This is a genomic window from Thermobacillus sp., assembly GCF_003390775.1.
Classification (GTDB): Bacteria; Bacillota; Bacilli; order Paenibacillales; family Paenibacillaceae; genus Thermobacillus; species Thermobacillus xylanilyticus.
The window spans coordinates 18,772-43,923 of sequence record NZ_QEWA01000041.1; the positions used below are offsets into that span (position 1 = coordinate 18,772).

The 25,152-nt window shown below is 62.2% G+C and carries 30 protein-coding genes; 3 read left to right on the forward strand and 27 right to left on the reverse strand.

All coding sequences use genetic code 11. The annotated features are described in order from the left end of the window. Positions 1 to 8: 8 nt before the first annotated feature. The 3 genes from C6W55_RS11690 to C6W55_RS11700 form a co-directional block, all read right to left on the reverse strand. On the reverse strand, positions 9 to 971 hold the full coding sequence (locus C6W55_RS11690) for an AAA family ATPase (protein ID WP_286892739.1): 963 nt from the start codon (positions 969 to 971) through the stop codon (positions 9 to 11). Between the two features lie 177 nt (positions 972 to 1,148). Beyond that, entirely contained in the window at positions 1,149 to 1,484 is a 336-nt protein-coding gene (locus C6W55_RS11695; RefSeq protein WP_286892740.1) for a hypothetical protein, read from the reverse strand. Positions 1,485 to 1,560: 76 nt separating this feature from the next. Beyond that, the gene (locus C6W55_RS11700) at positions 1,561 to 2,727 is read right to left on the reverse strand and encodes an iron-containing alcohol dehydrogenase (protein ID WP_015254499.1); all 1,167 of its coding nucleotides are present in this window, start codon (positions 2,725 to 2,727) and stop codon (positions 1,561 to 1,563) included. Positions 2,728 to 2,940: 213 nt separating this feature from the next. Here C6W55_RS11700 and modA point away from each other — a divergent pair, with 213 nt between their 5' ends. Next, positions 2,941 to 3,735, forward strand: a complete 795-nt coding sequence (gene modA / locus C6W55_RS11705) for a molybdate ABC transporter substrate-binding protein (protein WP_286892741.1) — start codon at positions 2,941 to 2,943, stop codon at positions 3,733 to 3,735. Between the two features lie 25 nt (positions 3,736 to 3,760). On the opposite strand, the gene C6W55_RS11710 is transcribed toward modA, so the two are convergent. The 3 genes from C6W55_RS11710 to C6W55_RS11720 form a co-directional block, all read right to left on the reverse strand. Continuing rightward, complete coding sequence (locus tag C6W55_RS11710; protein ID WP_015254497.1) at positions 3,761 to 5,086, reverse strand: deoxyguanosinetriphosphate triphosphohydrolase family protein; 1,326 nt, start codon at positions 5,084 to 5,086, stop codon at positions 3,761 to 3,763. 215 nt (positions 5,087 to 5,301) lie between these two features. Then, on the reverse strand, positions 5,302 to 6,204 hold the full coding sequence (coaW, locus tag C6W55_RS11715) for a type II pantothenate kinase (RefSeq protein ID WP_015254496.1): 903 nt from the start codon (positions 6,202 to 6,204) through the stop codon (positions 5,302 to 5,304). A gap of 167 nt (positions 6,205 to 6,371) precedes the next feature. Beyond that, positions 6,372 to 6,767 (reverse strand): hypothetical protein, encoded by a 396-nt coding sequence (locus C6W55_RS11720; RefSeq protein WP_015254495.1) that lies wholly within the window; start codon positions 6,765 to 6,767, stop codon positions 6,372 to 6,374. A gap of 552 nt (positions 6,768 to 7,319) precedes the next feature. Here C6W55_RS11720 and C6W55_RS11725 point away from each other — a divergent pair. Continuing rightward, positions 7,320 to 7,778, forward strand: a complete 459-nt coding sequence (locus C6W55_RS11725; RefSeq protein WP_015254494.1) for a chemotaxis protein CheX — start codon at positions 7,320 to 7,322, stop codon at positions 7,776 to 7,778. Positions 7,779 to 7,851: 73 nt separating this feature from the next. Here C6W55_RS11725 and ytxJ read toward each other — a convergent pair whose 3' ends face one another. The 7 genes from ytxJ to C6W55_RS11760 all read right to left on the reverse strand — a co-directional run bounded on the left by ytxJ (position 7,852) and on the right by C6W55_RS11760 (position 13,138). Next, on the reverse strand, positions 7,852 to 8,193 hold the full coding sequence (gene ytxJ, locus C6W55_RS11730; protein ID WP_015254493.1) for a bacillithiol system redox-active protein YtxJ: 342 nt from the start codon (positions 8,191 to 8,193) through the stop codon (positions 7,852 to 7,854). Positions 8,194 to 8,230: 37 nt separating this feature from the next. Beyond that, complete coding sequence (locus C6W55_RS11735; protein WP_015254492.1) at positions 8,231 to 8,767, reverse strand: DUF420 domain-containing protein; 537 nt, start codon at positions 8,765 to 8,767, stop codon at positions 8,231 to 8,233. A 14-nt stretch (positions 8,768 to 8,781) separates the two neighbouring features. Next, entirely contained in the window at positions 8,782 to 10,005 is a 1,224-nt protein-coding gene (locus tag C6W55_RS11740; protein WP_286892742.1) for a metallophosphoesterase, read from the reverse strand. 93 nt (positions 10,006 to 10,098) lie between these two features. Beyond that, positions 10,099 to 10,587 (reverse strand): metallophosphoesterase family protein, encoded by a 489-nt coding sequence (locus C6W55_RS11745; protein ID WP_286892743.1) that lies wholly within the window; start codon positions 10,585 to 10,587, stop codon positions 10,099 to 10,101. An 80-nt stretch (positions 10,588 to 10,667) separates the two neighbouring features. Beyond that, the gene (locus tag C6W55_RS11750; protein ID WP_286892744.1) at positions 10,668 to 11,582 is read right to left on the reverse strand and encodes a peptidylprolyl isomerase; all 915 of its coding nucleotides are present in this window, start codon (positions 11,580 to 11,582) and stop codon (positions 10,668 to 10,670) included. A gap of 102 nt (positions 11,583 to 11,684) precedes the next feature. Beyond that, positions 11,685 to 12,647: a serine hydrolase domain-containing protein gene (locus C6W55_RS11755; RefSeq protein ID WP_015254488.1), complete on the reverse strand. Its 963-nt coding sequence runs from the start codon at positions 12,645 to 12,647 to the stop codon at positions 11,685 to 11,687. After that, positions 12,644 to 13,138, reverse strand: coding sequence for a DinB family protein (locus C6W55_RS11760; protein ID WP_286892745.1), 495 nt, complete (start codon positions 13,136 to 13,138; stop codon positions 12,644 to 12,646). Before C6W55_RS11760 ends, C6W55_RS11755 begins: the two co-directional genes overlap by 4 nt. Before the next feature lie 170 nt (positions 13,139 to 13,308). On the opposite strand from C6W55_RS11760, the gene gluQRS reads away from it, so the two are divergent. Then, entirely contained in the window at positions 13,309 to 14,289 is a 981-nt protein-coding gene (gene gluQRS / locus C6W55_RS11765; protein ID WP_015254486.1) for a tRNA glutamyl-Q(34) synthetase GluQRS, read from the forward strand. 34 nt (positions 14,290 to 14,323) lie between these two features. Here gluQRS and C6W55_RS11770 read toward each other — a convergent pair whose 3' ends face one another. The 14 genes from C6W55_RS11770 to C6W55_RS11835 form a co-directional block, all read right to left on the reverse strand. Then, positions 14,324 to 14,866 (reverse strand): GNAT family N-acetyltransferase, encoded by a 543-nt coding sequence (locus C6W55_RS11770; RefSeq protein WP_015254485.1) that lies wholly within the window; start codon positions 14,864 to 14,866, stop codon positions 14,324 to 14,326. A 42-nt stretch (positions 14,867 to 14,908) separates the two neighbouring features. Beyond that, positions 14,909 to 15,814: a DMT family transporter gene (locus C6W55_RS11775; RefSeq protein ID WP_286892789.1), complete on the reverse strand. Its 906-nt coding sequence runs from the start codon at positions 15,812 to 15,814 to the stop codon at positions 14,909 to 14,911. Between the two features lie 147 nt (positions 15,815 to 15,961). Next, on the reverse strand, positions 15,962 to 17,350 hold the full coding sequence (locus tag C6W55_RS11780) for an MATE family efflux transporter (protein ID WP_286892746.1): 1,389 nt from the start codon (positions 17,348 to 17,350) through the stop codon (positions 15,962 to 15,964). Continuing rightward, positions 17,347 to 18,210 (reverse strand): sugar phosphate isomerase/epimerase family protein, encoded by an 864-nt coding sequence (locus tag C6W55_RS11785; RefSeq protein ID WP_015254482.1) that lies wholly within the window; start codon positions 18,208 to 18,210, stop codon positions 17,347 to 17,349. Before C6W55_RS11785 ends, C6W55_RS11780 begins: the two co-directional genes overlap by 4 nt. Positions 18,211 to 18,246: 36 nt before the next feature. Then, complete coding sequence (locus tag C6W55_RS11790; protein WP_286892747.1) at positions 18,247 to 19,302, reverse strand: oxidoreductase; 1,056 nt, start codon at positions 19,300 to 19,302, stop codon at positions 18,247 to 18,249. A gap of 45 nt (positions 19,303 to 19,347) precedes the next feature. Then, the gene (locus C6W55_RS11795; RefSeq protein ID WP_015254480.1) at positions 19,348 to 20,274 is read right to left on the reverse strand and encodes an AraC family transcriptional regulator; all 927 of its coding nucleotides are present in this window, start codon (positions 20,272 to 20,274) and stop codon (positions 19,348 to 19,350) included. A 215-nt stretch (positions 20,275 to 20,489) separates the two neighbouring features. Further along, positions 20,490 to 21,479: a Gfo/Idh/MocA family protein gene (locus tag C6W55_RS11800; RefSeq protein ID WP_286892748.1), complete on the reverse strand. Its 990-nt coding sequence runs from the start codon at positions 21,477 to 21,479 to the stop codon at positions 20,490 to 20,492. Between the two features lie 154 nt (positions 21,480 to 21,633). Then, on the reverse strand, positions 21,634 to 21,882 hold the full coding sequence (locus tag C6W55_RS11805; protein WP_286892749.1) for a hypothetical protein: 249 nt from the start codon (positions 21,880 to 21,882) through the stop codon (positions 21,634 to 21,636). Then, positions 21,879 to 22,616: a metallophosphoesterase family protein gene (locus C6W55_RS11810; RefSeq protein WP_286892750.1), complete on the reverse strand. Its 738-nt coding sequence runs from the start codon at positions 22,614 to 22,616 to the stop codon at positions 21,879 to 21,881. Before C6W55_RS11810 ends, C6W55_RS11805 begins: the two co-directional genes overlap by 4 nt. Before the next feature lie 24 nt (positions 22,617 to 22,640). After that, positions 22,641 to 23,207, reverse strand: a complete 567-nt coding sequence (locus tag C6W55_RS11815; protein ID WP_286892751.1) for a hypothetical protein — start codon at positions 23,205 to 23,207, stop codon at positions 22,641 to 22,643. Beyond that, positions 23,207 to 23,788 (reverse strand): hypothetical protein, encoded by a 582-nt coding sequence (locus C6W55_RS11820; protein WP_015254475.1) that lies wholly within the window; start codon positions 23,786 to 23,788, stop codon positions 23,207 to 23,209. The genes C6W55_RS11815 and C6W55_RS11820 overlap by 1 nt, the downstream gene beginning before the upstream one ends. Beyond that, positions 23,788 to 24,357, reverse strand: a complete 570-nt coding sequence (locus tag C6W55_RS11825; protein WP_286892752.1) for a hypothetical protein — start codon at positions 24,355 to 24,357, stop codon at positions 23,788 to 23,790. Before C6W55_RS11825 ends, C6W55_RS11820 begins: the two co-directional genes overlap by 1 nt. Before the next feature lie 74 nt (positions 24,358 to 24,431). Then, entirely contained in the window at positions 24,432 to 24,791 is a 360-nt protein-coding gene (locus tag C6W55_RS11830) for a Lin0512 family protein (protein WP_286892753.1), read from the reverse strand. Between the two features lie 60 nt (positions 24,792 to 24,851). Then, positions 24,852 to 25,151, reverse strand: a complete 300-nt coding sequence (locus tag C6W55_RS11835; protein ID WP_015254472.1) for a hypothetical protein — start codon at positions 25,149 to 25,151, stop codon at positions 24,852 to 24,854. Between the last annotated feature and the right edge of the window lies 1 nt (position 25,152).

Sequence of the window (25,152 nt, forward strand, 5' to 3'; positions counted from 1 at the left end):
TCGGCCTCCTAACTGGCGCCCAGCGTTTCCTCCGCAGGCACCGGAACCTCGTCGAGCACTTGCCGGATGACCGCCTCGGCGGCTTCCTGCTTCGAGCGGGTCGCGCTGCGCAGCACAATCCGGTGGGTCAGCACATCGGGCGCCATCGTCTTGATGTCATCCGGCACGACGTATGCCCGGCCCTGCAGCGCCGCATAGGCCTGCGCCGCCTTGAGCAGCGCCTGGCTGCCGCGCGGGCTGACGCCGACGTACACGTCAACGTGCGAACGCGTCCGCTCCACGATGCCCACGATATACCGCAGCAGATCGTCATGCACCGCGACTTTCGCATACAGCCGCTGCGCTTCCAGGATCGCCTCCCGCCCCACGACGGGGCTGATCTCCTCCAGCGGGCTCGCGTCCATGAACCGCTTCAGAATATGAAGCGCCTCCTTGCTGTCCGGATAACCCATGCGCAGCTTGAACAGGAACCGGTCGAGCTGCGCTTCCGGCAGCGGGAACGTGCCCTGGTTCTCGACCGGATTCTGCGTCGCGATGACGAGGAACGGCCGCTCAAGCGCATGCGTATGCCCGTCAATGCTGAGCTGGCGCTCTTCCATGCATTCGAGCAGGCTCGATTGCGTGCGCGGCGTCGCCCGGTTGATCTCGTCCGCCAGCACGATGTTGGCGAACAGCGGACCGGGACGGAATTCAAATTCGCCAAGCTTTTGATTGAAGAAATGAATGCCCGTCAAATCCGAAGGCAGAAGGTCCGGCGTGAACTGGATCCGCTTGAACGTGCAGTCCAGCGAAACTGCAAGCGCTTTCGCAGTAAGCGTTTTGCCGGTGCCGGGCACATCTTCAAGCAGCACGTGGCCGGAGGTGATGATGGCGATCAGCAGGCGGTCAATCATTGTCTCCTTGCCGACGATCACCCGCGCGACGTTCGCGCGGATGGCTTCGGCCATGTCGCGAATCGGCGTCAGATCCATGGCTGAAATTCCTTTCTGCCGCACCCTCTCGATGAAAAAAAATCCCGCCAACAGACGCACGTACGAGGAAGGCGCGGCGGGAGTCATTTTTTCCAGTGTAGCCCATTCGGGTCGGAACCGTCAATTGCCGGCAGCCGGACCGCTGACGGCTTTGCAACGCCGCCAGCGGATTGCCTTTCACTGCCGAATGCCCGGCGAAGTCGAAAGCACCGACTGCATCGCGTGTTCCGCCTGGCGGACGCGTTCGCGGATCGCCTGCAGCTGCCGGAGCTGCGCGTCCATCTGCACCTGGACCTGATTCTCCGCGCGTGCGATCTCCGAGTTCAAATTCTGCAGTTCGACGAGCAGCGTGCGGAGCCGGTCGGAATAACGGTCCGCGCCCGCCCGAAGCAGCGCTTCCCGCGCCATCGCCTGTTCCTGCTCCTGGCGGATGCGCTGCTGCTCCTGAAACTGTTCGTAGGTCATCTGCTGCGGCACGAAGCCCGTGCCGCCCGCCGGTTGCGATTGCTGCATGGGGATCCTCCTTGTCGGCAGATCGGAATGACATTCACCGTTAACATGCCCTGCCGCAAGGAAAAATATGCCTCCGTTACAGCGCCATCTCCAGAATCGCCTTGACGTCGTCCTTCTCCAGCTTGCGGAACGAACCGAGCGGACCGAAGCGGACGGCGTCCTCCGCCATCACATCGAGCTTCTCCCGGCCGATGCCGGCTTCGCCCAGCGTCGCGGGCGCGCCGATCCGGGTGAAGTAATCGCGGGTTGCCTGGATGCCGGCGAGCGCGATTTCCTCGTCGGACTTGCCCGCGGGATCGATATCCCAGACGCGGACGGCGTACTGCACGAACCGGTCGATGCGCGAGCGGTAGACATATTTCATCCAGTTCGGGAACACGATCGACAGGCCCGCTCCGTGTGCAATGTCATAGACGGCGCTGATCGCGTGCTCGATCTCATGCGACGCCCAGTCCTGCTGCACGCCGACGCTGATCATGCCGCCGTTCAGCGCGTAGGTGCCGCACAGCATCAGGTTTGCGCGGGCGGCGTAATTGTCCGGTTCGCGGATGGCCAATTCGCCGTTCTCGATGACCGTCTTCAGAATCGACTCGCAGAGCCGCTCCTGCAGCGGGGTGTCGGTCGTCAGGCTGAAATATTGCTCGAACACGTGCGACATCATGTCGACGATGCCGTTCGCCGTCTGGTCGGCGGGCACCGTGAACGTCAGCTCCGGATCGAGAATCGAGAACTTCGGGTACACGTGAATGCTGCCCATGCCGCGCTTCTGATTGATTTCCCAGTTCGTGATGACCGTATTGCCGTTCATCTCCGTGCCGGTCGCCGCCAGCGTCAGCACCGCGCCGAGCGGCAGCGCCTTCTCGACGCGCGCCTTCCGGGCATAGAAGTCCCACACATCCCCTTCATACGGCACGCCGGCCGCGATCGCCTTGGCCGCGTCGATGACGCTGCCGCCGCCGACCCCGAGGATGAATTGCACATCGTGCTCGCGGCAGAGTTCAATCCCGCGGTGGACGGACGTCAGGCGCGGGTTCGGCTCGACGCCCGGAAGCTCGTACACTTCCGCGCCGATGCCCTTGAGCTGCCGAAGCACCTGATCGTAAAGACCGTTCCGCTTGATGCTGCCTCCTCCGTAGACGAGCAGCACGCGCTTGCCGTAAGGCTCCACCAGTCCGCCGAGTTCGGATACCGTTCCGCGGCCGAACACAATCTTCGTAGGGTTGTAGAACGCAAAATTGTTCATAAACGCGTGTTTACCTCCTCGTAATCCCATGCCGTAATTCTTTTTCCATCCTTAAGCATAGTCGAAAACGTGCGGTAAGACAATCGCCGGCGCCGCGGACCAAGCCGTTCAAATTGAGCGCCTGCCCCCCCTGTGTTAGAATTAATGCCATCAACGCGGAAGACGAACCGGAGTGGAGAAGACGAAATGGACAAACGGCGGCAGGCTGTGTGGATGGCATCATTGGCGGCGATGTTGACAAGCTTGACCCTGCTTGCGGGTTGCCGGACGACGGACGAACGGAAACCCGATGAGCGCATCGAATTGCTCGTCTCCGCCGCCGTCAGCCTGCAGCGCAGCATGGACCGGATCGGCGAAGCGTTCGAGCAGGCGCATCCCGACATCCGAATCACGATGAATTACGGCTCGTCCGGCGCACTCCGCCAGCAGATCGCCGAAGGCGCGCCGGCGGATCTGTTCATTTCCGCCGATACGGTGCAGATGGATCGGCTGGCGGACGACGGCCTGATCGCCAGGCAAGCCGTTCTGCTCGGCAACCGGCTGACCGTCGTCGTGCCGGCGGATCGGAGCGATAACCTCCCCGAAACCCTGGAGGATCTCGCCGCCGGCGAATACCGCGCCGTCGCCATCGGCGATCCGGATACGGTGCCCGCCGGCGCCTATGCGGCCGAGGCGCTTCGCCATGCCGGCCTGCTGGAGACGCTCGAACCGAAGCTTGTCTACGGCAAAGACGTCCGCCAGGTGCTCACCTATGTCGAATCCGGCAATGCGGACGCCGGTTTCGTCTACCGGACGGACGCGCTGCTGTCGGGCGCCGCCCGGGAAGCGTTCACGCTGCCGGACGATCTTCACGCGCCGATCCGCTACCCGGCCGGGATCGTGAAGGCGACGGCTCATCCGGAAGCAGCCGCTCGATTTTTCGCGTTCCTCACGGGCGATGCGGCGCGGCGCATCTTCGAAGCGGACGGATTCGTCTTCCTGTATTCGCCCGACGGCGAGTCGTCCTGACCGCCACCATGCGGGAAGCCGCAGCCTAATCCCGCTCGTAGATCGAGCCGGACCGGCTCGCGAACAGTTCCGTGTACACCTTCTCCGCGTATGCGTCGGTCATCCCGGCGATATAATCCGCCGCCAGCCGCTCCCATGGCCATGATCCCTTCTGCCGCTCATAGCTTTCGACCCAGTCCGGCGGCAGAAGCAGCTTCCCCGTCTCGCGGTCCGCGAAACTTTCCCACAGGCGGGTCAGCATGATCTCGCTCCGTTTCTGCAGCCGCTGCACGCGGAAATCTTTGATGAGCGTCACCCACGCCAGCTTCTTGAGAATTTCCATCGTCCGCAGCAGATCCATGTCTTCCTCGCCGTCGCGCACGAACGTGACGCGCTTCCAGCCCTGGCCGTCGCCCAAGATGCCGACCCGGCTCGCGAACAGGCCGACCCAGCGCGCCTTCATCTCGCGGCGGGTGCGCGAAGGCTCCCGGCCGGTTTCCCGAAAAACCGTCGTCCACTGCTCGTAATATTCGGCCAGCACCCGCTTGACCATCCCGGTCATCCGCTCCCGGTCAATGCCGTCCCAGGCGCGGTTCGGTCCGGACGGATCGTGCTCGATCTCCTGCACGATCAGCTCCGCCAGCCGGTCGTCCTCGAAAAACCCGGGACTCATCAGAATCTTGCCGGCGCGGATGCCGTCCTCGATATCGTGCGTCGAGTAGGCGATGTCGTCGCACAGATCCATCAGCTGCGCCTCGAGCGTCGCCCGGCCTTTCGGCATGTCCCACAGCTCCCGCAGCCTGCGGATGCCGCCTTCCCATTCCATCTCGTAGACCCCTTTGGTGACGCCGGGCTCGTTCAGACAGTGCGGATATTTGTTGATCGCCAGCAGCACGGCCGCGGTCAGATCGAGCCCGCTGTCGCTGCCGGCGCGCTTTTCGAGGAACATGAGAATGCGGAAGTTCTGCGCATTGCCCTCATAGGGCATGCCGTGCCGCTTGCTGAGCAGCCGGTGCAGCACTTCCTCGCCCTTGTGGCCGAACGGCGGATGGCCGAGATCGTGGGCGAGCGCGGCGCATTCGACAACTTCCGGCTCCATCATCAGCCCGGGATGCTCGGGCTTCTGCAGCATCGGATACGACCGGTGCAGCCGACGCGCCGACTCGCGGGCGATCTGGGACACTTCGAGCGAATGCGTCAACCGGGTGCGGTAATAGTCCCCGGTGCCCGCCCCGAACACCTGCGACTTTCCCTGCAGCCGCCGGAAAGCGGGCGACTGCACAAGCCGGGCGTAGTCTTTCTCGTACTCGTCCCGCGCCTCGCTCGTTTGCACTTTCCCGCCTTCATCCAGCCGGATTTTGCGGATATCCATTCCTTCCACCTCCCGTGTGCAAAACAAGATCTCCGCCAACCCTCATACTTCCATCATATCGCAAGTCCCGGCAAAATGTCAGGTATGCTGACACAAAACACAAACTTTCTTGCAGCAAATCCGAACGTTCGGGCAACAGAAAAAGCATGTCCCAAACCGGAACATGCCAATACCTTCCCCGCAGACCTTCGCATACCGCCGGCATCCGCCGTCCTTCAGCCGCGACCGAGCCGCAGCAATGCGCCCAGCGCGCCGCTGAATTCGCCGTTTTCGACAAAATGCGGTTCCCCGCCGCGGAAGCGGGTATAGGATTCGACGGCCTGACGCAGCGGCGCGTTGCCGTTGAAGGACGAACCGATATAGACGACGGTCTTCACACCGTGCGCGGCGGCGGCGTGCACGCACAGCGTCGCCACCGCTTCCCCGACCATGCCGATGACCGAGGCGAGCGCATCCTCCCGCGAGATGGAACCGTCTTCGCCGCTGCCGATCACGGCTCCCGGAAGCACCCGCCCGAAATTGCTGGCCGTCAGGTCGCCGTCAATCGGCGGCTCCAGCCCTTCATAGATGTGGCGCACCTTCAGGTCGGCCGTGCCTCTGTCACCCTTTGCCGCCGCCGCGACGATCGCTTCATATTTGTCCAGTCCGGTAAGCAGGCGGGCCAGCCCGACGATCGTCCCGCCGCCGAGCCCCGTGCCGCCGATGCGGAGATTGCGCTCTCCGTCAATGACATGAACGGAAGTGCCCGTGCCGACATTCGCCAGCAGGAACGCGCTTCCACCCAGCGCCGGCGGCAGCAGCAGACGAATGCCGGCGCAGGTTGCCTCGAACTCCGGCATCATGTCCGTCTCCCTGCCGATCAGCGCCGCCAGTTTGGCTCCTTTGCCGCCCGTCAGGCAGAGCGGCGCATCCGGCAGCTCCTTCCGCAGCCAATCCGCCGCCTCCGCCAGCCGGTCCGAACGGAACTTGCGCAGCCGGCGAACGCCGTCTTTGACATATGCAATCTTGACCAACGTTCCGCCTGCGTCAATGCCCGCCGCGTCGCCAGGGCCGGGCCGGCCGGCAAGATCGCCGAAGTCCGGCGCCGCATGCAATTCCGTCGATTGTGTCGCATCCATAGCTGCTGTCAAGTCCCCTCTGCATCCAGGCTGCAAGGCGGCGCAGCCGGCCTTCCGGACGGGATGGCCGGCCGCGTCTGCGCATCGCGTTGAATTATAGCACGGATCAGACGGGTGTCAAGTTTTGTCGGTATTGGCAAGCGTACCGGGAGCGCAGGAAGCGATGCTCAAAGGACGCGAACCAGGCCGCTGAATTCCGCGATCACCGCCATCAGCTTCGGCGGAATCGGCAGCACGAACTGCATCGCGCCCATCGCGGTCAAGCCGCTGCGGTTGTGAACCGTCACGCGGCTCGCATACAGCCGGTACTGATCCGTGTCCGCCCTCGGACTCGCATATTCGACGGCGCTGCCCGACGAATGGCGGACCGATACCCGGGTCCTTCGCATCTGCTGCTCGAACGGCACGATGCTGATGATGTCGTCGTATTTGATGTGATAGTTGACATGCGGCTTGTGAAACACGATTTCGCGTGTCGAGACGGTCAACCCGTACTCCCGTTTTTTCTGCGAGACCTTCAGTTCGCCTTCAAGACCCCGCAGCTGGATAAAGTCCCGGTTCACGGCAGCTCCTCCCCTCGATTCTCCCAAGCATACCATACGTCGAGAAAATCTGCATGGGAGGTCGCCAACCCCCTCGATTATCCAGTCTGCACCGTCTTCTCTTCCTCATAGACATCCATGGCCGCCTGCAGCGCCGGGAGCGGCCACTAGCGCATGATGAACGCAGGGCATCAGGCGCATCAATGAACGCAGGGGGTTTTTGTATGATGGACCAATCGGGAAACATGAAGGTTGGTTTCTGTGCATGAGGATTTGGACGAAAGTCTTGATCCGGTTGAATTGCATTTAGTACTTTGCGTCATACCTTCCTTGTGATAACATGGGATACAGCGGACCTGGCATTCACAACCAATAGTCCGCAAGACCCTTCAATCGACAACCGCAGACCAGACATTAGACAGGGGGACGCAATGCCGCCGGACCGGATCGGTTTTCCCGCGTGGCCGGGAGCCCGATCAGACGGACAGGCTCAGCTTCCGAACATCAGCGTCTTCCGGTTCCGGAAGCGCTTTTTCATATGGGGTTCAAATCATGCAACAGAAGGCAGCAGCCATGAACGTCAATTACATCAACCCGTTTCTCGCATCATCCATTCACGTCATTGAAGCCATGATGCAAGTGAAGCCGTCCGTCGGCCAGGTCGCGCTGCAATCCGTGGACAGCCGCAGCGATTCCCTGCTGCTCAAGATCGGCATACTCGGTCAATTTCAGGGCGACGTCGTCTTCAGTTTCCCGCACCAGGTGGCTCTGCGCATCGTCTCGGTCATGATGGGCGGATACCCGGTTTCCGAACTCGATGACATGTGCTGCAGCGCCATCGCCGAACTCGGAAACATGATCAGCGGCAACGCCACCACCATGCTCTCCAACGAAGGCATCGCCGTCGACATCACCCCGCCCGACATCGTGGCGGATCACAGCCGCTACGTGGAGAAGAAGGCGATTGCGATTCCGCTCGATCTGTCGGATATCGGCAAATTCAACATTTACATGTTTGCAGAGAGCGCATGACATACCGGAACGGCAACACCCCCGCCGCGCCTTGAACGGGCGCAGCGGGGGTGTTGCTGCCTTGCCGGCTGCTTCAATCCAGCACGGCGGTCATATGTTTCTTCGTCACCGACCAGTGCGACGTGTTCCATACCGCTTTGCCGTCTTTCACCAGAATCATCTGCGGCGAAGCATGGACAACGCCCAGGTCTTCGGCAATCTTGTTCGATACCGGGCGGGACTCGATCACCTTGACGAGATAGTAGTCTGTATCCGGATTCGGTTTGTCCGCCAGATAAGCCTCAAATTCCTCGAGTGCGCTGGCCGATACGGGACAACGGGTGCTGTGCTTGAGCACGATGATCTGCCGGTTTGCGGAATCCGATCTCACCTTGTCCCACGCTTCCAGTGTCGAAATCTCCTGCCATGCCGTCATATGCATCCTCCTCCCAACCGGCATGCCGGTTCAAGCGTCAAGATCCATAATACGGCGAAATGAGCAGATAGACAACAATGCCCGTAAAGCTGACGTACAGCCAGATCGGCATCGTCCATTTCCCGATGCGGCGATGCTGCTTGATGCGTCCTCCCAGCCCGAGCGTGACCGAGATCAGCGCCAGCGGCACATTGACGATCGCCAGGATGATGTGCGTGGCCAGGACGAACAGATAAATATAGCGCATCACTTCGCTGCCGCCGTATGCAGTCGGCTCCGTCAGGTAGTGATAGACCACGTAAGTGACGAGAAACAGCGCCGTGGTAACGAATGCGGCCCAGATGAAGGTGCGGTGCATCTTGATATTTTTCCGCTTCACGGCAACCAGCGCGATGACCAGGAAGCTGAATGTGAAGCAGTTGTAGACCGCGTTCAGGAGCGGCAGCACCGTCACGTCAAAACCGACTTCGCCCTCGTACCCCGGCAGGAAAAACAGCAGCGTGATGATGCCGACGAGAACAAAGGTGAAAATGAAAATGAGCGGAATCCAGTTGCGTTCACGTACCGAAGGCACAGACGGCCCCTCCTTCACGAATTGGCGGCTTGTCCATCCTCTATTGTAAACGATCCTCCGGCTTCCGCGCCGCCCGGTTTGTCACGATTTTCCGAACGTTGGCTTCCCGTGAAGACGAGTGTGATGTCCAGCAGCTCGGAGCGGCTGGCGAGCCGGATGGCCGGTCCCCATGTGCCGAAGCCGGACGAGACAAGGGCGTGCATGCCGCCGATCCGCTTGTAGCCCCAATCGAGTTCGAAAAGCCGCCTGGTCACCAGATGGTTGGGCGCGAACTGGCCGCGGTGGGTATGGCCGGACAGCAGAAGATCCGCTCCCGCCTGCGCCGCCTCGCCGAGAGCCAGCGGCTGGTGATCCATCAGGAGAATCGGCAGCTTCGGATCGAGCGGTTCCAGCAGCCGGCTCACCGGCAGCCGTCCGTCCGGCCCGGCGCCTTCCGCCGTCTTGTCCTTCCGGCCCGCGATTTGGAAGCAGCCGTCAATCGTCACCGTCTCGTCGCGCAGCACGCGAATGCCGGCATCCGCGGCGCGCCGCACATAGGCTTCGATCTGGCCGCCGTAATATTCATGGTTGCCGAGGACGGCATAGATGCCGTATGGCGCTTTCAACCGGCCGAGCGTCTCGTCCATCCGGTTGCGGATGAACGGTTCGATGTCATCGTCAATGACATCGCCGGCCAGCAGAATCAGATCCGGCTTCCTTGCTTCCGCCGCCCCGATCAGCCGGCGCAGGTGCCGGTTGCCCACGATATTGCCGAGGTGCAGGTCCGAAGCGGCCAGAATGCGCAGCGAGCCGAGGCCCCCCGCATCCTTCGGCACTTCAAGGCGATATTCACGCACCACGGGCGACCAGGCGTTGATGCTGCCGGTGATGAACAGCACAAGCAGCACCATCGCAACGGCCGCGCCCGGCACGCCGATATGTATCGATGCGCCGTACCCGGCTTCCCTGAGCAGCCAGCCCGCGATGTCGGCCGGAGGCAGCAGCAGGCAGCCGTATTCGAACAGGGCAAAATAGTAGGCACCGGCCACTTTGAGCAGACGCAGGACGGGGCCGGCGCCGCGCCCGATCCGGCCGATCGGGAAGCCGAAGGCGACGAGCAGGAACGGAATCCAGAAGACCGCTCCCGGAATCGGTCCGGCCAGCCATTCCAGGAACATCCGCAAGTTCCATCCGATATAGACATTCAGGCCGATGTAGAGAATGAGGATTAACGGCAGCGCGAACAGCATCCGTTTCATGACGAAATGACGACCCCTTGTTCCGGAAACAGGTTCAAATACCATCGTATCATATCCGGAGCGCTGCCCTCAAATGCGCCGCCGCTTCATTCATCAGAAAAAGACGTGCCTCACCTGCAGAATACCGTCCTCAATGTCCCAGATGCCGAATGAATGATGGGCCTGTCTCCGCCGCGCGGTCGGCGAGCCCGGATTGAACATCAGGACGCCTCCGTCCCGCCGGTTGAGCGGCACATGGGAATGGCCGAACAGGATGACATCCACCTTCTCGTTCTTGAACGCCTGCCGCGCCCTCGACTCGGTCGTTCCGCCCGTGCCGTGACCGTGCACGATTCCGATGCGGATGCCGCCCAGATTCAGCCGTTTCCGCCAGCCGAACCGCTCCGCCAGTTCCCGGACATCGTTGTTGCCGGCTACGCCGTCGACCGGGGCGTATGCTTCGAACGCCCGGACCGCGTCCGGCACGCACCAATCGCCGGCGTGCAGAATATAGTCCGCCGTTGTCAGCGCTTCCCGCAGCGGAGCCGGTATCGATTTCGCGCTGCGCGGCATATGCGTGTCCGATACGACGATGATCCGCATGGCCGCCCTCCTTCCGGTTGATTGATCTACAGACATTGTATGCGCCGCAAGCGCTGCGGAGTCACCCCGTGCCGAGCCCGTTACCATTCCATCAGATACTCGATGTCCGCTTCCGCTTCGCGATCCGCGATCCAGCCGTCGACCAGATCGGCAAGCTTCGATTGGGTCAGATAATCGACGATCTCTTCGCGCGCCGAATCCAGCGTCGCTTCCTGCGCGGCGGACTTGTCCGTCACGCGAACGACGTGAAAGCCGTAGCTCGTCTCGGCAATGGCCGTTTCGCCGATTTCAAGGCTGAACGCCGTTTCCTCGAATCCTTCCTCCATCTCGCCGCGTGCGAAATCGCCGATATCGCCGCCGCTTTCTTTCGTCATTTCATCGAGCGTATGCTCGGCGGCAAGCTCGGCGAAATCCGCTCCCGCCTCCAGCTGCTTGAGCAGTGATTCCGCTTCTTCCCGTGTCTCGACCAGGATGTGCGACGCCCTCACCGTCTCCGGCTGGTCGAAGCTGTCCTTGTTCTCTTCGAAATACGCCGCGATTTCTTCGTCCGTGACGGCGACGTCCGCCCCGATGATTTTCTCGATCTTGATCTGCGTTGCAACCTGCTCCCGCAGCATTTCCTCGGAATAGCCGTAATACGCGATCTCTGCCAGGAACGCGTCCATCGATCCGTAGGGCTCGGCGAATTTCTCCATCCGCGCCTGCACTTCTTCATCAGATGCCGTCTTTCCGGCTTCCTCGACCGCCTGCCGGATCACTTCCTGACGGATCAGATCGTCGAGCACGCTGCTCCCGCCGTATGCCGCCATTTCATCGAACAGCTCGTCCTTCGTAATCTTGACCCCGTTCACGGTCGCCACGGCTTCGGCGCTTCCCGCCCGGCTGCCGAAAACATGCAGCAGAAGCGAGACGATCAGAAGCACGGCCAGCACGGCGGTCGAAATTTTCCAGCCGAGGGTTCCCGCCGTCGGTTGGTCATGGTTGCGTTCATTCATCGTCCAATTGCTCCTCTCCATTCGCGTACGTCAACCACTGTACCACGAATGGAGAACGCTTGCCTTAAATGAACCTGAAAAATGTCACCCGTCTCCCCGATTTCATGTCCGGGATCCCGTTGCCGCGCGCAAAATGTACTCGTCGAGCAGGGACCGCGACTTCATCGAATCCGCCCGCGTGGTGGCATTCCGGCGCAGCACGGCGGCGATGCCGAGAGAAGGCACGACCGCCAGATATTGGCCGCTGAAGCCGAGCGCGAAGGCGTACCCCGGCCGGTCTTCCGCGGGATCCGCGACCCACCAGTGGAAGCCGTACCGGCCGAAGATCGGCGGTTTGTACAGCGCCAGCCCTTTCGACGCGGGCCGGGTCGATTCCCGGATCCACTCCGCCGGCACGATCCGCCGGCCTTCCCATACGCCTTCCTGAACGGTCAGCATCCCGATCTTGAGCAAATCCTCCGTCTTGAGGTACAGCCCGGTGCCGCCCTCGTGGATGCCGTGCAGCGCATTCCACTTGACGCGGCGGATGCCCAGCGGTTCGAACAGCCGCTTGCGGGCGTAATCCAGCACGCTTGAGCCCGCCGCCGCCGCGAGAATCGCCGCGAGCAGATGGGAACCGCCGGTATTGTACGCGAACACCGTTCCCGGCTCATGCGCGACCGGCCGGGACAATACGAATTTTACGCCGTCCGCGCTTCGTTTCATCGCCCAGTAAGGCTTGTCGAAATCGGGCCAATCGATGCCGGACGTCATCGTCAGCAGATGGCGAAGCCGGATCGACGACAACCGCGGATGCCCGTCCTTCGGCAGCAGCAGATAGTCGCCGATCCGGTCGTCCGGCCCGCCGATCAACCCCTCATGAATCGCAATGCCGACGAGCAGCGACAGGACGCTCTTCGTGATCGAATAGACCGCCGACAGCCTGTCCTGCCCCGACGCATGCCAGGACCAGACCGTCTCTCCGCCCTCGGCCACCGCGATGCTCCGCATGCCGCGGTCTTCAAGAAGACCGCGCATCGCTTCCAGCCGCTCGAAGTCCCACGCGATGCGGCCCATCTTCTTCATCCGGCTCCTTCCGCATCCATCGAGTCGCCCGCCGGCCAAGCGCAGGCAAGCGGGACCGGATCGAATCCAAGCTCCCGCGACCAGACCGTGAGCTGTCCGGCGTGATAGGCCTCATGCTGGACGAGCCAGCGCAGAATGTCACCGAACACCAACTCGGATGCCGTTCCGTCCTCATGCTGCACAACCCGGATTTCGCGATCGCGTACCGGCGTCCAGGACCTGACCGTCTCTTCCACGAACGGCCTGAGCCGTCTGGACAAAGCGTGCAGCGCGTCGAGATCCGCATATTCCGCATATTCGTACCGATGTTCCGTTCCGTAGGCAAAACGCCGGATCCAATATTGCTCGACATCGATGATATGGAACAGCGTGCGGAGGATGGATCCCTCCCCGTCGAGCCGCGGCGCGTCGAGTTCGACCTGCGGCACGTCCAGGCACCAGCGGAACCATTCGTCCCGCATTTTCCAGTTCAATCTGAACAGCTCGATCATCATCCCATCTCCTTCCGGTTGTCCGTCTTATCCGCGTCTGATCCCGCGTTCCCTGCCATCGTCCTTATGGTTGCCGGTCCCGGTGATTTGTCCGCTTCATCATTGCGCGTCCGCCCGAGCCGTGCTATCATGACCGGCGTAAGATGCGTTCCCGCCCGGGAGGTGAACCGATGACGTATCGCGGACGTTTCGCTCCGACGCCGTCCGGCGAAATGCATGTCGGCAACGCCAGGACCGCCCTGCTGGCCTGGCTCGACGCGCGGAGCCGGGGCGGTCAATTCATTCTCCGCATTGAAGATATCGACAAGCCGCGCTGCAAGCCGCAATATTATGATCTGCTGATGGAGGATCTCCGCTGGCTCGGCATCGACTGGGACGAGGGGCCGGACATCGGCGGTCCGTTCGGACCTTATGTCCAGTCCTTGCGGCTCGGAGATTACGAGCGGGCCTTGAAGCGGCTCGAGGAGCAGCAGCTGCTCTACCCTTGCTATTGCAGCCGCGCCGAACTGATGGCCGTCGCCAGCGCGCCGCACGGTCTCGGCAGCGAAGGCCCCGCCTATCCGGGGACATGCCGAAAGCTGACCGAGGAAGAGCGCCGGGAACGGGAAAGCCGAAAAAGCCCGTCGCTCCGGTTCCGCCTGCCGGACCGCGCCGCGGCGTTCGAGGACGGCGCGGCCGGACCGCAGCGGTTCGAACCGGGCGCGGGCGGCGATTTCGTCGTCCGCCGGGCGGACGGCATTGTCAGCTATCAGCTCGCGGTCGTCGTTGACGACGCCGCGATGGGCATCACCGATGTCGTGCGCGGCGCGGATCTGCTCGATTCGACGCCCAGGCAGCTGTTCCTGTTCGAAGCGCTCGGCCTTGAAATCCCGCGCTACGCGCATGTGCCGCTCCTGTGCGGACCGGACGGCAAGCGGCTGGCCAAACGGCACGGCGCGCTCTCGATCCGCGCGCTGCGCGGACGGGGCGTCCGGGCGGAGACGATCATCGGCGCAATCGCGTCGGTCAGCGGCCTCCACGACCGCGTCGAGCCGATCGCCGCGCATGAACTGATCGGCCGCTTCCGTCTTGAGGACGTGCCCGGTGAACCGGTCATCGTGGATGAACAATGGATCAGCCGGCTGGCCGGCGAAGCGCCGCCCGCGCCGTGACTTCACCCGGGCTTGTCCGTCCGCAAGTTCCCGCTCACAGCCGGCTGCTGTTGTCGAACGTCTGGACGAAGCCGTCCCACCGGTCGTCGTTGAGTTCGGTCTCCTTGTACCCGCCCGCCGTGTACTCGCGGATGACATTGCGCCAGAAGCGCTGCGCACCTTCATGCTCCCGGCGCTGCTTGATCTCCCACAAGCCGGGGTACGACTCGAAAATTTCGCGCACGACGGCTTTGCCGATGGAACGGCGGCGCCATTTGCGCAGAATGAGGAAGTCCGACAGATGCCGCGTCGAAGGCGTGCGCGGCGCGACCAGACTGAATCCGTTGATCATCGCGAAGCCGGCCGCGGTGCCGTCGATCCGGATCAAGATCGGCAGCCGCCCCTCCTGCCGGCCTTCCGCCGTGAAATAATAATCGAACTCGGGATAATCGAATATGCCGTGATCATCGGGGTCGGCGCCGGTAAACTCGCTGATCTCATGCAGATAGAGCTGCATGAGATTCCGGAGCAGCGGCTTGTCTCCCGTGCCCGCCGTCAGCAGCAGTATCTGATGGCCGCCGTGATGGATGATGTTCATGGCATACCCTCCTTTTCCCGCGGCAGCTTCGTCTTTCATATTCTACCCTTCCGCGTGCCGCGTCGCGGCAGCCGCTCCGCCGTCCCGGATCACCACGCGCTTCTTCAGCGGCATGTTCAGTAGCACAATGCCCGCCGTGAACAGGAACGCTCCCGCGATGATCCACAGCGTAATCGGTTCGCGAAACAACGCGGCCGACCAGATGAGCTGGAACAGCACCTGACAATTGCTGATGATGATGACGGCGGGGAACGGCACGCGCTTGATCGCTTCCCCGAAGCAGAGAAAGCTGAGCCCGGTGATGAGGCCGAGGGCGATCATCGCGGCCCATGCCGCGGCCGAAAACCCGCCCGGCAGCGGATCGCCCGCGAACGGCAGCGGCACCGCCGTCATGACTGCGGCCCAGAAGAAGACGACGAAATTCATCGTCGCCGCATCCATCTCCTTGACCAGCGACCTCTGGCTGAGGACGTGAATCGCGGCGCCCACTCCGGCGATCGCGAAGCACAGCGTCGTCAGCCCGTTCCCGCCTTCCGCGAGCTCCCCGCCCGCATTGCCCCAGCCGATGATCAGGATGCCCGCCAGGGAGAGCGCCGCGGCCGTCCAGCCTTTGGGACCGATGCGCTCCTTCAGGAACAAGGCCGAGACGAACAGCAGCGTGATCATCTGGACGGGCGGAATCACGATGTTGCCGTAGGAATAGCCCCATTTGAGCGCCATGTTCTCGAAGAAATAGTTGAGGCTTTTGCCGGCGGCGCCGATCCAGATCCAAGGCAGCGCGGCGGACAGCCGGATTCTGCCGTCCTTGAGCAGCAGCCAGCCGCCGAGAAACAGCACCCCGAAGCCGAACCGCGCGAATGTGATCAACATGCTGTCCGCCATGCCGGATGCGATCTTGACCAGAATGCCGACAAAGCTCCATCCGAGGGTGGCCAGCAGCAACAGCACGTAGCCCAATCCCTTCACCCCACAAGACAAGGATAGCGGATCGACCGATGGTTCTCAACAGCAAAAGCGAGAGGCCGCGTCCGTCCGACATCAGGAACAGACACGGCCCTTGCGGGAATGAGGGAATTTCGATCCCGGATTCCAGTCTCAGCCGGCGGCCGTCTCCGCCGCGCGGGAGACGATCGCCTTGGACTTCCACGCCTTGCTCTTCCACCTCAGGAACAGCGCGATGCCGCGCACCCACTCATCCGCGATGAATGCGGCCCAGATGCCATGCAGCCCGTATCCCAGATGGATGCCGAGCAGATAAGTCAGCGGCACGCTGAACAGCCACATGATGAGCACGGACGACAGCGCGGTGAAGCGGGCGTCGCCGGCGGCTTGCAGGCATCGCTCGAACATGATGTTCAGGTTGCGGCCCGGTTCCAGCAGGAAGCTGAGCAGAAGCAGATTTGAACCGATCCGGATGATTTCCTCCGAATCGGTGAACAGATCGAGCAGCGGCACCCGGAGCAGGCAGATGACCGCAGCCCCGGCCAGCGTGATCAGAACGCTGCGGCCGTAATTGCGCAGCACCTGCCGGTACGCCTCGTCCTGCTCCCCGGCCCCGACGAGATGGCCGACGATGATCTGCATGCCCCGTCCAAGAGAGATGCACAAAATCACGATGATGAAATTGATGTTCATCGTATAGATGCGCGTCGTCAGCATGACCGAGCCGAGGCTGGCAATCATGGCGGTCGTGACGAGCTGATTCACATTATAGGACAAATTGTTGAGCGACGCCGGAACGCCGACGCGAAGCACCCGGACCACGTCGTCCAATTTCCACCGGATCAAATGCCTTGGCGTGAACGGCAATTCGACAGCCCGGCGCAGCAGGTACAGGTTGACGATCATGCCGATAACCTGGCTGACAACCGTCGAGATCGCGACCCCGGTCACGCCCAGCTTCGGGAAGCCGAACGGGCCGAAGATCACGAGATAGTTGCCGAAGATGTGAATGATGTTCATGCCGAGCGCGACGAACATCGTCTGGCGGGTCAGGCCGTGCGACTGGATGATCGCGACCGCCGCAGACATGACGGCCTGCACGAACAGCCCGCCGCCGGCGATAAGCAGGTAGCGTTGCGCGATCGCGTGCAGCTCCGGTTCAAGACCGAACAGGCGGAGCAGATCGCCGCAGAACAGGACGACCATCGCGCTGACGAACAGCCCGAACAGCAGGTTGAGCGCCAGCGAAGATCCGGTGAGCCGTCCGACGTCCCGCCTAAGCCCGGCGCCGAGATACTGCGAGACAACGACGGCGGACCCCATCGCCACAAAGTTGAACAGCAGCATGCCGAACATGAGAATCTGGTTGGACACGCCGACGGCGGCCACCGCCTCGTCCGACACCTTGCTGAGCATGAACGTGTCCGTCATCCGAATGAGGGTTTGCAGGGCGGATTCAATGAAGATCGGCCAGGTGATGGCCAGCAGAGACAGCTTGACCGTCTTGCCTGCCGATCCGCCGCCTCCGTCCTTTGGGTTCACGTTGATCTTGCTCCTTCGATGTGATCGACCGAGAAAGCTTTTCTCAGGCAATCCAGGCCGTATCGGGCCGTGTCCGGCGCCGTACGCCCTCCGAAATTTTCAATGAACAGCTCCAGGGACAAGTAGCCGCCGTAACCCGAATCGCACAGCAGGCGGGCGAGCCGTCCGAGCGGCGCAATGCCTTCGCCCGGAAAGACGCGGTCACGGTCGGCGATCGTCTCCCGCGGCGGCTCGGCCGGGTAATCGTTCGCGTGAACGATGCCGATCCGATCGCCGCTTAACGTGCCGACGCTATCGAACCGGCTTCCCCCGACGTACATATGGAACGGGTCAAGCAGCAGCTTCGCATCGCCGATGCCGCTCAGGTCAAGGACGGCAACCGCGTCTTCCAGCCGATTGAGCCGCTTCGCCCGCCCCCAGAATTCGAGATACGGCTCGACGCCCATGGAGCGGCCGAGCCTCACGAGTTCCGCGAAATGCGCGGCGAAATGTTCCGGACCCGCGCCGTCGACGTCGCCGTACGGCGGCGCGGCGACGGCCGGGCAGCCCAGCTCGGCGAGCATCTTCATCTCCCGCTCGGCTTGCGCGAAACCGTCGTGCCTCGCCGTTTCACTCATATCCGCCCAGCGGAAGAAGGCGATCGCATTCGGGATCGCGATGCCGAGTGAAGCGGCGTAATCCTTAAGCTCCGCGATCGATCCTCCGGATGCGGTGTAAGCTTCGAGATCGCGCATCCAGATTTCAATGCCGTCATAGCCGGCCTCGGCGGCGACCCGAAGCTGCTCCCGGATGTCCAATTTGTACGGGAACAGCGTGGATGCGTTCAGACAGGTTTGAAACGGAAAAAGTGCATCGCCCATGCTCAGGCCGCCTCCCGCAAAAATCGATAATGTCGATTACAGTGAAACTTCGATCGTCCGTCCTTCCCGGCTGCTCTGCAAGCCGAGCTCGATCAGGCGGATTGCCGCGCGCGCCTCCTCGGGTTTCACGGCGAGTTCGCCGGCGCCGTTCACCGCATCCCGCACATTCGCGAAATAGTTCTGGTACGCGCCGGGCAGCGTCTCGACCTTGCCGGTGAACCGGAGGCCGTCCTGCATGATGTCCAGCGTGCCCCAATTCGCTTCGGGATCGCGGCCCCAGCCGGGATCGGACGGCTTCCCGCCCGCCTTGAGGGCGTTCTCCTGCGGGTCTTCGCCGTACTTCACGAACGATCCGTTCGTTCCGTTCAGCCGGTAGCGCGGGCCGGGCGTGCGGACAATGAGCGAAGAATACAGTCTGACGCTCAGTCCGTTCTCGTAGCCGAGCGTCACATCGAAGGCGTCATCGGCGGCGACACCCTCCCGCTGCGTCCGGATGTCCGCCCGGATCGTCTTCGGCGTGCCGAACAGCTGCAGCGCCTGATCGAGGAAATGGACGCCGAGATCGTACCAGACGCCGGCTCCCGGCGCCGCGCTGTCGCGCCATCTGCCCGGAGCGGGATACGGATTGTAGCGATCCCAGCGAAACTCGGCGGACACGATCCGGCCAAGCTTTCCGCCGCGCACAATCTCGCGCACGGTTTGAAAATCGCCGTCCCACCTGCGGTTGTGGAAGACGCTGAGCACAAGGCCGCGCGCCTTCGCGAGCGCGATCAGCTCATCCGCTTCGGCAGACGTCACCGTAAACGGCTTCTCGACGATGACATGCTTGCCGGCGAGCAGCGCGTCGCGGGCGAAGGTGAAATGGTCGGTGCTCGGCGTCGTGACAACGACGATGTCGAGTTGCGGATCTGCATACAGACCGTTCACGTCGCGCACGATCTCGACCTGCGGGTAATCCTGCTTTGCGCGATCCGTCCGGCGTTCGACGACTTTCGCGAGCTTGAGTCCCGGCACGCACGTGATGACCGGCGCGTGGAACGTCTTGCCGGCGAATCCGTACCCGATCAGACCGACGTTCAGCGTATCCTTCATTCGTTCGACCATCCTTTCCCCGAAAAGATAAGCATGAGTCCGGCATCAGTAGCTTGAGCCCGCGTTGTACAGGATGCGATTCGGCGGATAGGGAGAATCGCTCTCGCTGACCGGATGCAGCTCGCTGTACCGCGGATCGTAGTATTTTTTTCGATATTTGGTGGCGGTAATCCCTTTCACGTTCTTGAACACCCGGCAGAAATAGTTCTCGTCCGTGAACCCGACCGCATAGGCGACGTTCTTCACGCTCCGTTCCTCGTAGAGCAGCAGCTGGCATGCCCGCTCGATCCGGCGCTGGATGATCATCTCCCGCGGCGTGCGGCCCGTGTAGCGGACGAAGGAGCGCGAGAAATGCTCATGCGTCCAGCCGACACTCTGCGCCAGCCGATCAATCGAAAGCGGTTCGTCGAGATGCTTGTCGATGTAGTCAAGCGCTTTCAGAATCTGCGGCGGAATGCGGTTTTTGTCCCGCGTGACCGGCTGATCGACGATCAGGCCGTTGATCTCCTCGAGCAAGGCGGCCAGCAAGGCGCTGCCCCGCTGCTGCAGCTTGTCGGGATACAGATACGCGATGTTCATGATCTGCTTCATCATGCCGACGAGCAATTCGTCTTCCGCCGGGATGACGGACGGACCGTCCGGCTGCAGGATCGCAAGCGGCGGCGCCTCCCCGTTTCGGTGGAAATAGCCGAAATGGATGAACAAGTGGCGGGACGGCTGCACCGGATCGTACTCGTACTGATGCGTCTCGCCCGGTCTCGTCACGATGAAACACGGTTCGCTGAGCGTGTACGCCATTTCGCCTACGCGGTAGATGCTTTTGGTGCCGTCGGGAAAATAGAGCAGTTCGTAGTCTTCGATCTGCCGCGGCCCGAGACCGGTGCCGGCGCGTTTCACGATATCGCCCGCAACCCGGATGGCGGGAAGACATTCATGCGGCGGACGAAGCTGCACGTTGCCGCTGCGGTCCATGACGATTCCACTCCTTGCTCAACAGGTATGACGGGTCCGATTCCCGCAAATGTTTGCCGAGTCTGCCCCCATTATCGATGTTCGGACGAGGCGAAACAATAGAGCAGATGAAAGAAAAACTGGACATATTTGATATTCCCAATGGATGGTATTTCTTTGCCGGATGCAAACGACGCCTGGACGGCGCAAGTCCGCCAGGCGGTCGTTACATCGAATCAGTCTGCGTACGGATAAGTCAAATTCCATTGCGCGCGGAGCGCATCGAGCGTCCGCATGATGGCCAGCGTCTCGTCGAGCGGCATGACGTCGCTCTCCTTCTTGCCCTCCCGCAGGCAGCGCATCGCTTCCTCCGCCTCGAAGTTGTAGCCTTTCGCTTCCCGGTTGTCGGTGAACGTCACCGGTTCTTCGCCGTGCACGAGCAGCGTTGCCGATTTGCCGAACAGGAAATCCGGGATGCGGATCTGTCCTTTCGTGCCGTACAGGATGGCTTCATTCGACGTTCTGAGCCGCACCGCCGCGGCGACCTGGGCTGCGCGCCCGTCTTCGTACTCGAACAGCGCGGCGAACTGCTCGTCCACTTCCGTCTTGCCGATCCGGGCGGTCGACGAAATGCGTTTCGGCTGCGTGCCGAACACCATGGAGGCGAAAGAAACCGGATAGATGCCCGCGTCAAGCAGCGCGCCGCCGCCGAGTTCCTTGTTCAGCAGCCGTCCTTCGGGCTGCCAGCCGATATCGAAGCCGAAATCGGCGGTCATCAGGAGCACTTCGCCGATCTTCCCTTCGCGCAGCCACTCCCGAACTTTCACGATCGGCGGCAGATAGCGCGTCCACATCGCTTCCATCAGGAAGACGCCGCGCACCCGGGCTTCCCGGATCACTTCCTCGGCCTGCTTCGCGTTCATCGTGAACGGCTTCTCGCACAGCACGGCCTTGCCGCCGCGGATCAGGGTCAGCATGTTGTCCCTGTGGGCCGGATGCACCGTGCCGACATAAACGATGTCCACTTCGGGATCCGCGGCCAGCTCCTCGCAGCTGCCGTATGCGCGTTTCGCCCCGAACTCCGCCGCGAACGCCTCGGCCCGCTCCTTCGAGCGCGAACCGACCGCCACCAGTTCGGCGCCTTCGACCCGTTTCAGATCCGTCGCGAATGTCCTCGAAATGCCGCCAGGCCCCATAATGCCCCATTTGATCGTCCGTTCTGCCATGTAACCCGCCTCCCGTATTCCGGTAATCTGCTGTATCAATTTGATACCGTGGCTTCCATCATAACACGCGTTCACAAAAGCAGGCAATGGATTTCCATTCGCAAAAACTTGCACGTATCTTATGTATGGAACATACCGGGGGCGTCTTCCCGCTTCAGACGCGCTTGTCGATGATTTGCGCCTTCTCCCTGGCCAGTTCACGGCGCAGCATCCGGACTTCGTCCGTCAGCTCCGCCAGCCGATCCGTCAGCTTCGATTGGTTGATGGCGTTCCGGATCACCATCGTCAACCCCAACAAGTGAAGTACCCCGGCCATCAAAATGATCACGATTAGCTCATCGGTATTCATCGTGCACACCCGCCTTTCCGATCCCGGCTTCCGCACCGGAGTTTCCTTCTTCAACCGTCCAGCCTCCGATAGCGCGCCGTGCGCAATTCCCGTTCATATTCGGCGAATTCCGGCATGCCCGCCGCCTTCGCCTCGCGGATTGCCCGCTCGACATCGTAAGGGACCCGCAGCAGCTGGATCGACCACGGCGCCGGCGCTTCGCCGCCGAGCTCCCCTTCCAGCAGCGCATAGGAAGCGGCCGGCAAATCCAGCGGATTGCCGACGCTGCCCGCATTGAACAGCGTGCGGCCCGCCAGATGCTGGACATAGGCGTTATGGATGTCGCCATATCCGACAATGTCCGCCGTCACGGGCTCCGTGCAATGCGGCGACGGCTCGAACATTGTCAAGCGGCGTTCATCCGGGTCCCACAGCTGGATGCGCTCATAGACGCTCCGGGGTGAGGCGTGAAACAACCGGACCCGCTTGCCGCTCAGAACAAACTCGATCATGAAAGGCAGCGAGCGCAGGTAATCCATCCGCTCCTCGCCGATAACGGATTGATGCCAGCGCACAACTTCGGATTCGGGATCGGACTCCCGCGGCACGAAATCGTCCCAGTTCCCCCGGATCACGGCTTTGCAATGGCGCCGGACGAGGTCGATGGCCGCATCGCCGGACGGCCCCTTGCCGATCAGGTCGCCCAGACAATAGATCGTCTCAACGCCGCGCGCCGCGATGTCCTCCAGCACCGCTTCCAGCGCCGGCAGATTGCCGTGAATATCCGAAATAACCGCGATTTTGTCCAAATCGGATCCTCCAGACGTAGATGTTCAATGCCGGCGCCGCAGACGCAGGATCAGCAGCACGAAGACGATGGCCGCAAGAGCGGCGAACGCCGTTCCGGACCAGAACAGGTACTTGCCGGCCGGATTTGAGCGGATGGCGCTTTCCAGTTCCGGCGACGGCGGCGGCACCTTGCCCTTGCCCAGCGCCGCCAAATCGTCCGACGCCTTCGCCAGTTCGGCCGTGCGCGTGCACGAATCGATTCTGAGACCGGTCAACGTCTTCCTGGCATAGACCATGTACGGCATGCCCTCGACAAAACGGTTCGCAACAGACGCCGCCATGCGAACCGTCACCCTGTCCGAATCGACGCCTTTCCAGGACTCCGTCACACGGAATGCCACCTCGACCGGATCGGCGGAGGATCCCCATTTGGACCGGTTCAACGCCTTCACCGACAGCACAATGCCGGAGAACACGGCGTCGCTTTGCTGCAACGCGGTTTCGGGAGAAGGAATTTCCGCGCATGAGGCATGGGCGGGTGCCGGATTTGTGCCGAATATTCCCCCGCCGATCAGCAGCACGATGACGAGCATGACAAGTCTGATGCGCATTACCGCTTCCCCCTCTGTCTCGTCCAATGCCGGCGCCGCAGTCGCAGAAGCCGGATCACGAGGACAACAGCCGAAAAGCAGGCCAGCACCGTACCCGTCGGGAACAGGTACAGGCCGCGCTTATCCGGCTCCGGCGACGGCGGCACCTTGCCTTTGCCCAGCGCCGCCAAATCGTCCGACGCTTTCGCCAGTTCGGCCGTGCGCGTGCACAGCCCGGTCGCCAGACCTTCCGATGTCTCGTAGGCATACACGATGTACCGCATGCCTTCATCGAAATCGAAGCCGCAGGTGGACATCGACGTATGCACCGTCAGCCGGTCCGCCTCTACGCCTTTCCAGGTTTCCGTGACGCGGAATGTCACCCGGATCGGATGCTCGGCGTATCCTCCTCCGAACAGATTCGGTCCCTTTTGCCTGACCGACAACACTTCGCCGGCAAACACGGCAGCGCTTCTCTGCAGCGCGATCTCCGGGGATGGGATTTCCACGCAGGAACAAGCATGCGCGGGTGTCGGACCCGAGGCGAGCCCCCACCCGACAAGCAGCAGCAACATCAAGAGCACGCCCCGTCTTCGGCGCATCATCTCTCCCCCTGTTCCCGCCGACGCCGACGAACCTGTACATATACGGTCAGGCTCGCCGCAGCCAAGGCGAAAACGATGCCGCTCCCGATCAGCCAATCGTTCCGCCTCGTCGACGGCGGAGGCGTTCCTTCACCCAGCACGGACAGATCGTAATCGGCCGTGTCGAGAACGGTTGTACGCGTGCAGATGCTCGTATCCAATCCCTCGGTCGTCTCGTAGGCATAGACCAGATAGCGGACGCCCGGTTCGAACCGGTAGCCGCACATCAATTGCGACGGATCTGCCGTCAAGACTTTGATCCGGTCCGCGTCAGGGCCTTTCCACATCGCCGTCACGCGGAACACCGCTTCGTACAGATCGGATAAAGTCTCCCCGTTGCCCGGTTCCGCTTTCCGGAAATCCGTCACCTCGCCCGCGAACACCGCGTCCGCCTGCCGCAGCGCTTCGTCCGGGGGAAGCGGCTGCAGACAGGAACAGGCGCGGACCGGCGCCGGATGCAGGGCGAACAGCCAGCCGGCGAAGGACAGCAGGATCACGGGGAGGAACAAACGTGCGCGTAACGCCACGCCTTCACCCTCCCGTCACACAAGGCAGTTTTCCCTTTAGACGCCGATACCAGGGAAAAAGTTACAGCCGCAGGCTACCTTCCGACTTCCACCGATGCGATGACGACGTACATCAGATCATTCACATCGCCCTTCTCGGGAATCACGATGCCGCTCGTCGTCGCCATGCCGCCGTTCATCACTTCAACGGTCACCTCGCCGAAAGGCAGCTCCGCCGTCACGGCGTCGATGTCCAGCTTGTCATGATCGCAAGGGACGGCCAGCTTCACCTTCACTTTCATATTGTCCAGCGAGCCGCCCGGCAGCATGCTCCGGAGGCCCGGCATCGAATTGCGGTGGATCGCGTCGCGCACGGCGCGCACCGCCGCGGTCGTCACATTCTGGCCGTGAAGGTCGGCCCCCATACCGAGCTGAATGAACAGCAGCTGCTCCATTCCGTCATCCCTCCATTCATCGATTGACGTGCCGCTTCACGCGGAATGATTTTTACCGTCTTACAGATTGAACCGCCGGATGTGCGACCAGAGCCCTTCCGCGGCCAGAATCGCCTTCTGCCGCGGGCCGATCAGGTCGAAATGCGGATATGCGCCGCGCCGGTGAATGTAGGCGGGGTTCAGCCCCCATCGCCTGCACCACGCCGCAAGCAGGTCCAGATCGGCGCACCCGACCTTCGTTACCGTCGTCACGCCCGGAAAGCGCGGGTCAAGCCAGTAATGGGTCAGGTAGGCGATGCGGCCGGATGCGACTTCCGCTTTCCATGCGTCGAGCTCCGCGCGGCTGATGCCGAACGCCATC

Excerpts from the sequence above, each read along its gene's own strand:
- C6W55_RS11690 (WP_286892739.1), bottom strand. The coding sequence starts at position 971 with ATGGATCTGACGCCGATTCGCGACATGGCCGAAGCCATCCGCGCGAAC.
- C6W55_RS11695 (WP_286892740.1), bottom strand. The coding sequence starts at position 1,484 with ATGCAGCAATCGCAACCGGCGGGCGGCACGGGCTTCGTGCCGCAGCAG.
- C6W55_RS11700 (WP_015254499.1), bottom strand. The coding sequence starts at position 2,727 with ATGAACAATTTTGCGTTCTACAACCCTACGAAGATTGTGTTCGGCCGC.
- modA (WP_286892741.1), top strand. The coding sequence starts at position 2,941 with ATGGCATCATTGGCGGCGATGTTGACAAGCTTGACCCTGCTTGCGGGT.
- C6W55_RS11710 (WP_015254497.1), bottom strand. The coding sequence starts at position 5,086 with ATGGATATCCGCAAAATCCGGCTGGATGAAGGCGGGAAAGTGCAAACG.
- coaW (WP_015254496.1), bottom strand. The coding sequence starts at position 6,204 with ATGGATGCGACACAATCGACGGAATTGCATGCGGCGCCGGACTTCGGC.
- C6W55_RS11725 (WP_015254494.1), top strand. The coding sequence starts at position 7,320 with ATGAACGTCAATTACATCAACCCGTTTCTCGCATCATCCATTCACGTC.
- ytxJ (WP_015254493.1), bottom strand. The coding sequence starts at position 8,193 with ATGACGGCATGGCAGGAGATTTCGACACTGGAAGCGTGGGACAAGGTG.
- C6W55_RS11740 (WP_286892742.1), bottom strand. The coding sequence starts at position 10,005 with ATGAAACGGATGCTGTTCGCGCTGCCGTTAATCCTCATTCTCTACATC.
- C6W55_RS11745 (WP_286892743.1), bottom strand. The coding sequence starts at position 10,587 with ATGCGGATCATCGTCGTATCGGACACGCATATGCCGCGCAGCGCGAAA.
- C6W55_RS11750 (WP_286892744.1), bottom strand. The coding sequence starts at position 11,582 with ATGAATGAACGCAACCATGACCAACCGACGGCGGGAACCCTCGGCTGG.
- C6W55_RS11755 (WP_015254488.1), bottom strand. The coding sequence starts at position 12,647 with ATGAAGAAGATGGGCCGCATCGCGTGGGACTTCGAGCGGCTGGAAGCG.
- C6W55_RS11760 (WP_286892745.1), bottom strand. The coding sequence starts at position 13,138 with ATGATCGAGCTGTTCAGATTGAACTGGAAAATGCGGGACGAATGGTTC.
- gluQRS (WP_015254486.1), top strand. The coding sequence starts at position 13,309 with ATGACGTATCGCGGACGTTTCGCTCCGACGCCGTCCGGCGAAATGCAT.
- C6W55_RS11770 (WP_015254485.1), bottom strand. The coding sequence starts at position 14,866 with ATGAACATCATCCATCACGGCGGCCATCAGATACTGCTGCTGACGGCG.
- C6W55_RS11785 (WP_015254482.1), bottom strand. The coding sequence starts at position 18,210 with ATGGGCGATGCACTTTTTCCGTTTCAAACCTGTCTGAACGCATCCACG.
- C6W55_RS11790 (WP_286892747.1), bottom strand. The coding sequence starts at position 19,302 with ATGAAGGATACGCTGAACGTCGGTCTGATCGGGTACGGATTCGCCGGC.
- C6W55_RS11795 (WP_015254480.1), bottom strand. The coding sequence starts at position 20,274 with ATGGACCGCAGCGGCAACGTGCAGCTTCGTCCGCCGCATGAATGTCTT.
- C6W55_RS11800 (WP_286892748.1), bottom strand. The coding sequence starts at position 21,479 with ATGGCAGAACGGACGATCAAATGGGGCATTATGGGGCCTGGCGGCATT.
- C6W55_RS11815 (WP_286892751.1), bottom strand. The coding sequence starts at position 23,207 with ATGCGCATCAGACTTGTCATGCTCGTCATCGTGCTGCTGATCGGCGGG.
- C6W55_RS11820 (WP_015254475.1), bottom strand. The coding sequence starts at position 23,788 with ATGCGCCGAAGACGGGGCGTGCTCTTGATGTTGCTGCTGCTTGTCGGG.
- C6W55_RS11830 (WP_286892753.1), bottom strand. The coding sequence starts at position 24,791 with ATGGAGCAGCTGCTGTTCATTCAGCTCGGTATGGGGGCCGACCTTCAC.
- C6W55_RS11835 (WP_015254472.1), bottom strand. The coding sequence starts at position 25,151 with ATGGCGTTCGGCATCAGCCGCGCGGAGCTCGACGCATGGAAAGCGGAA.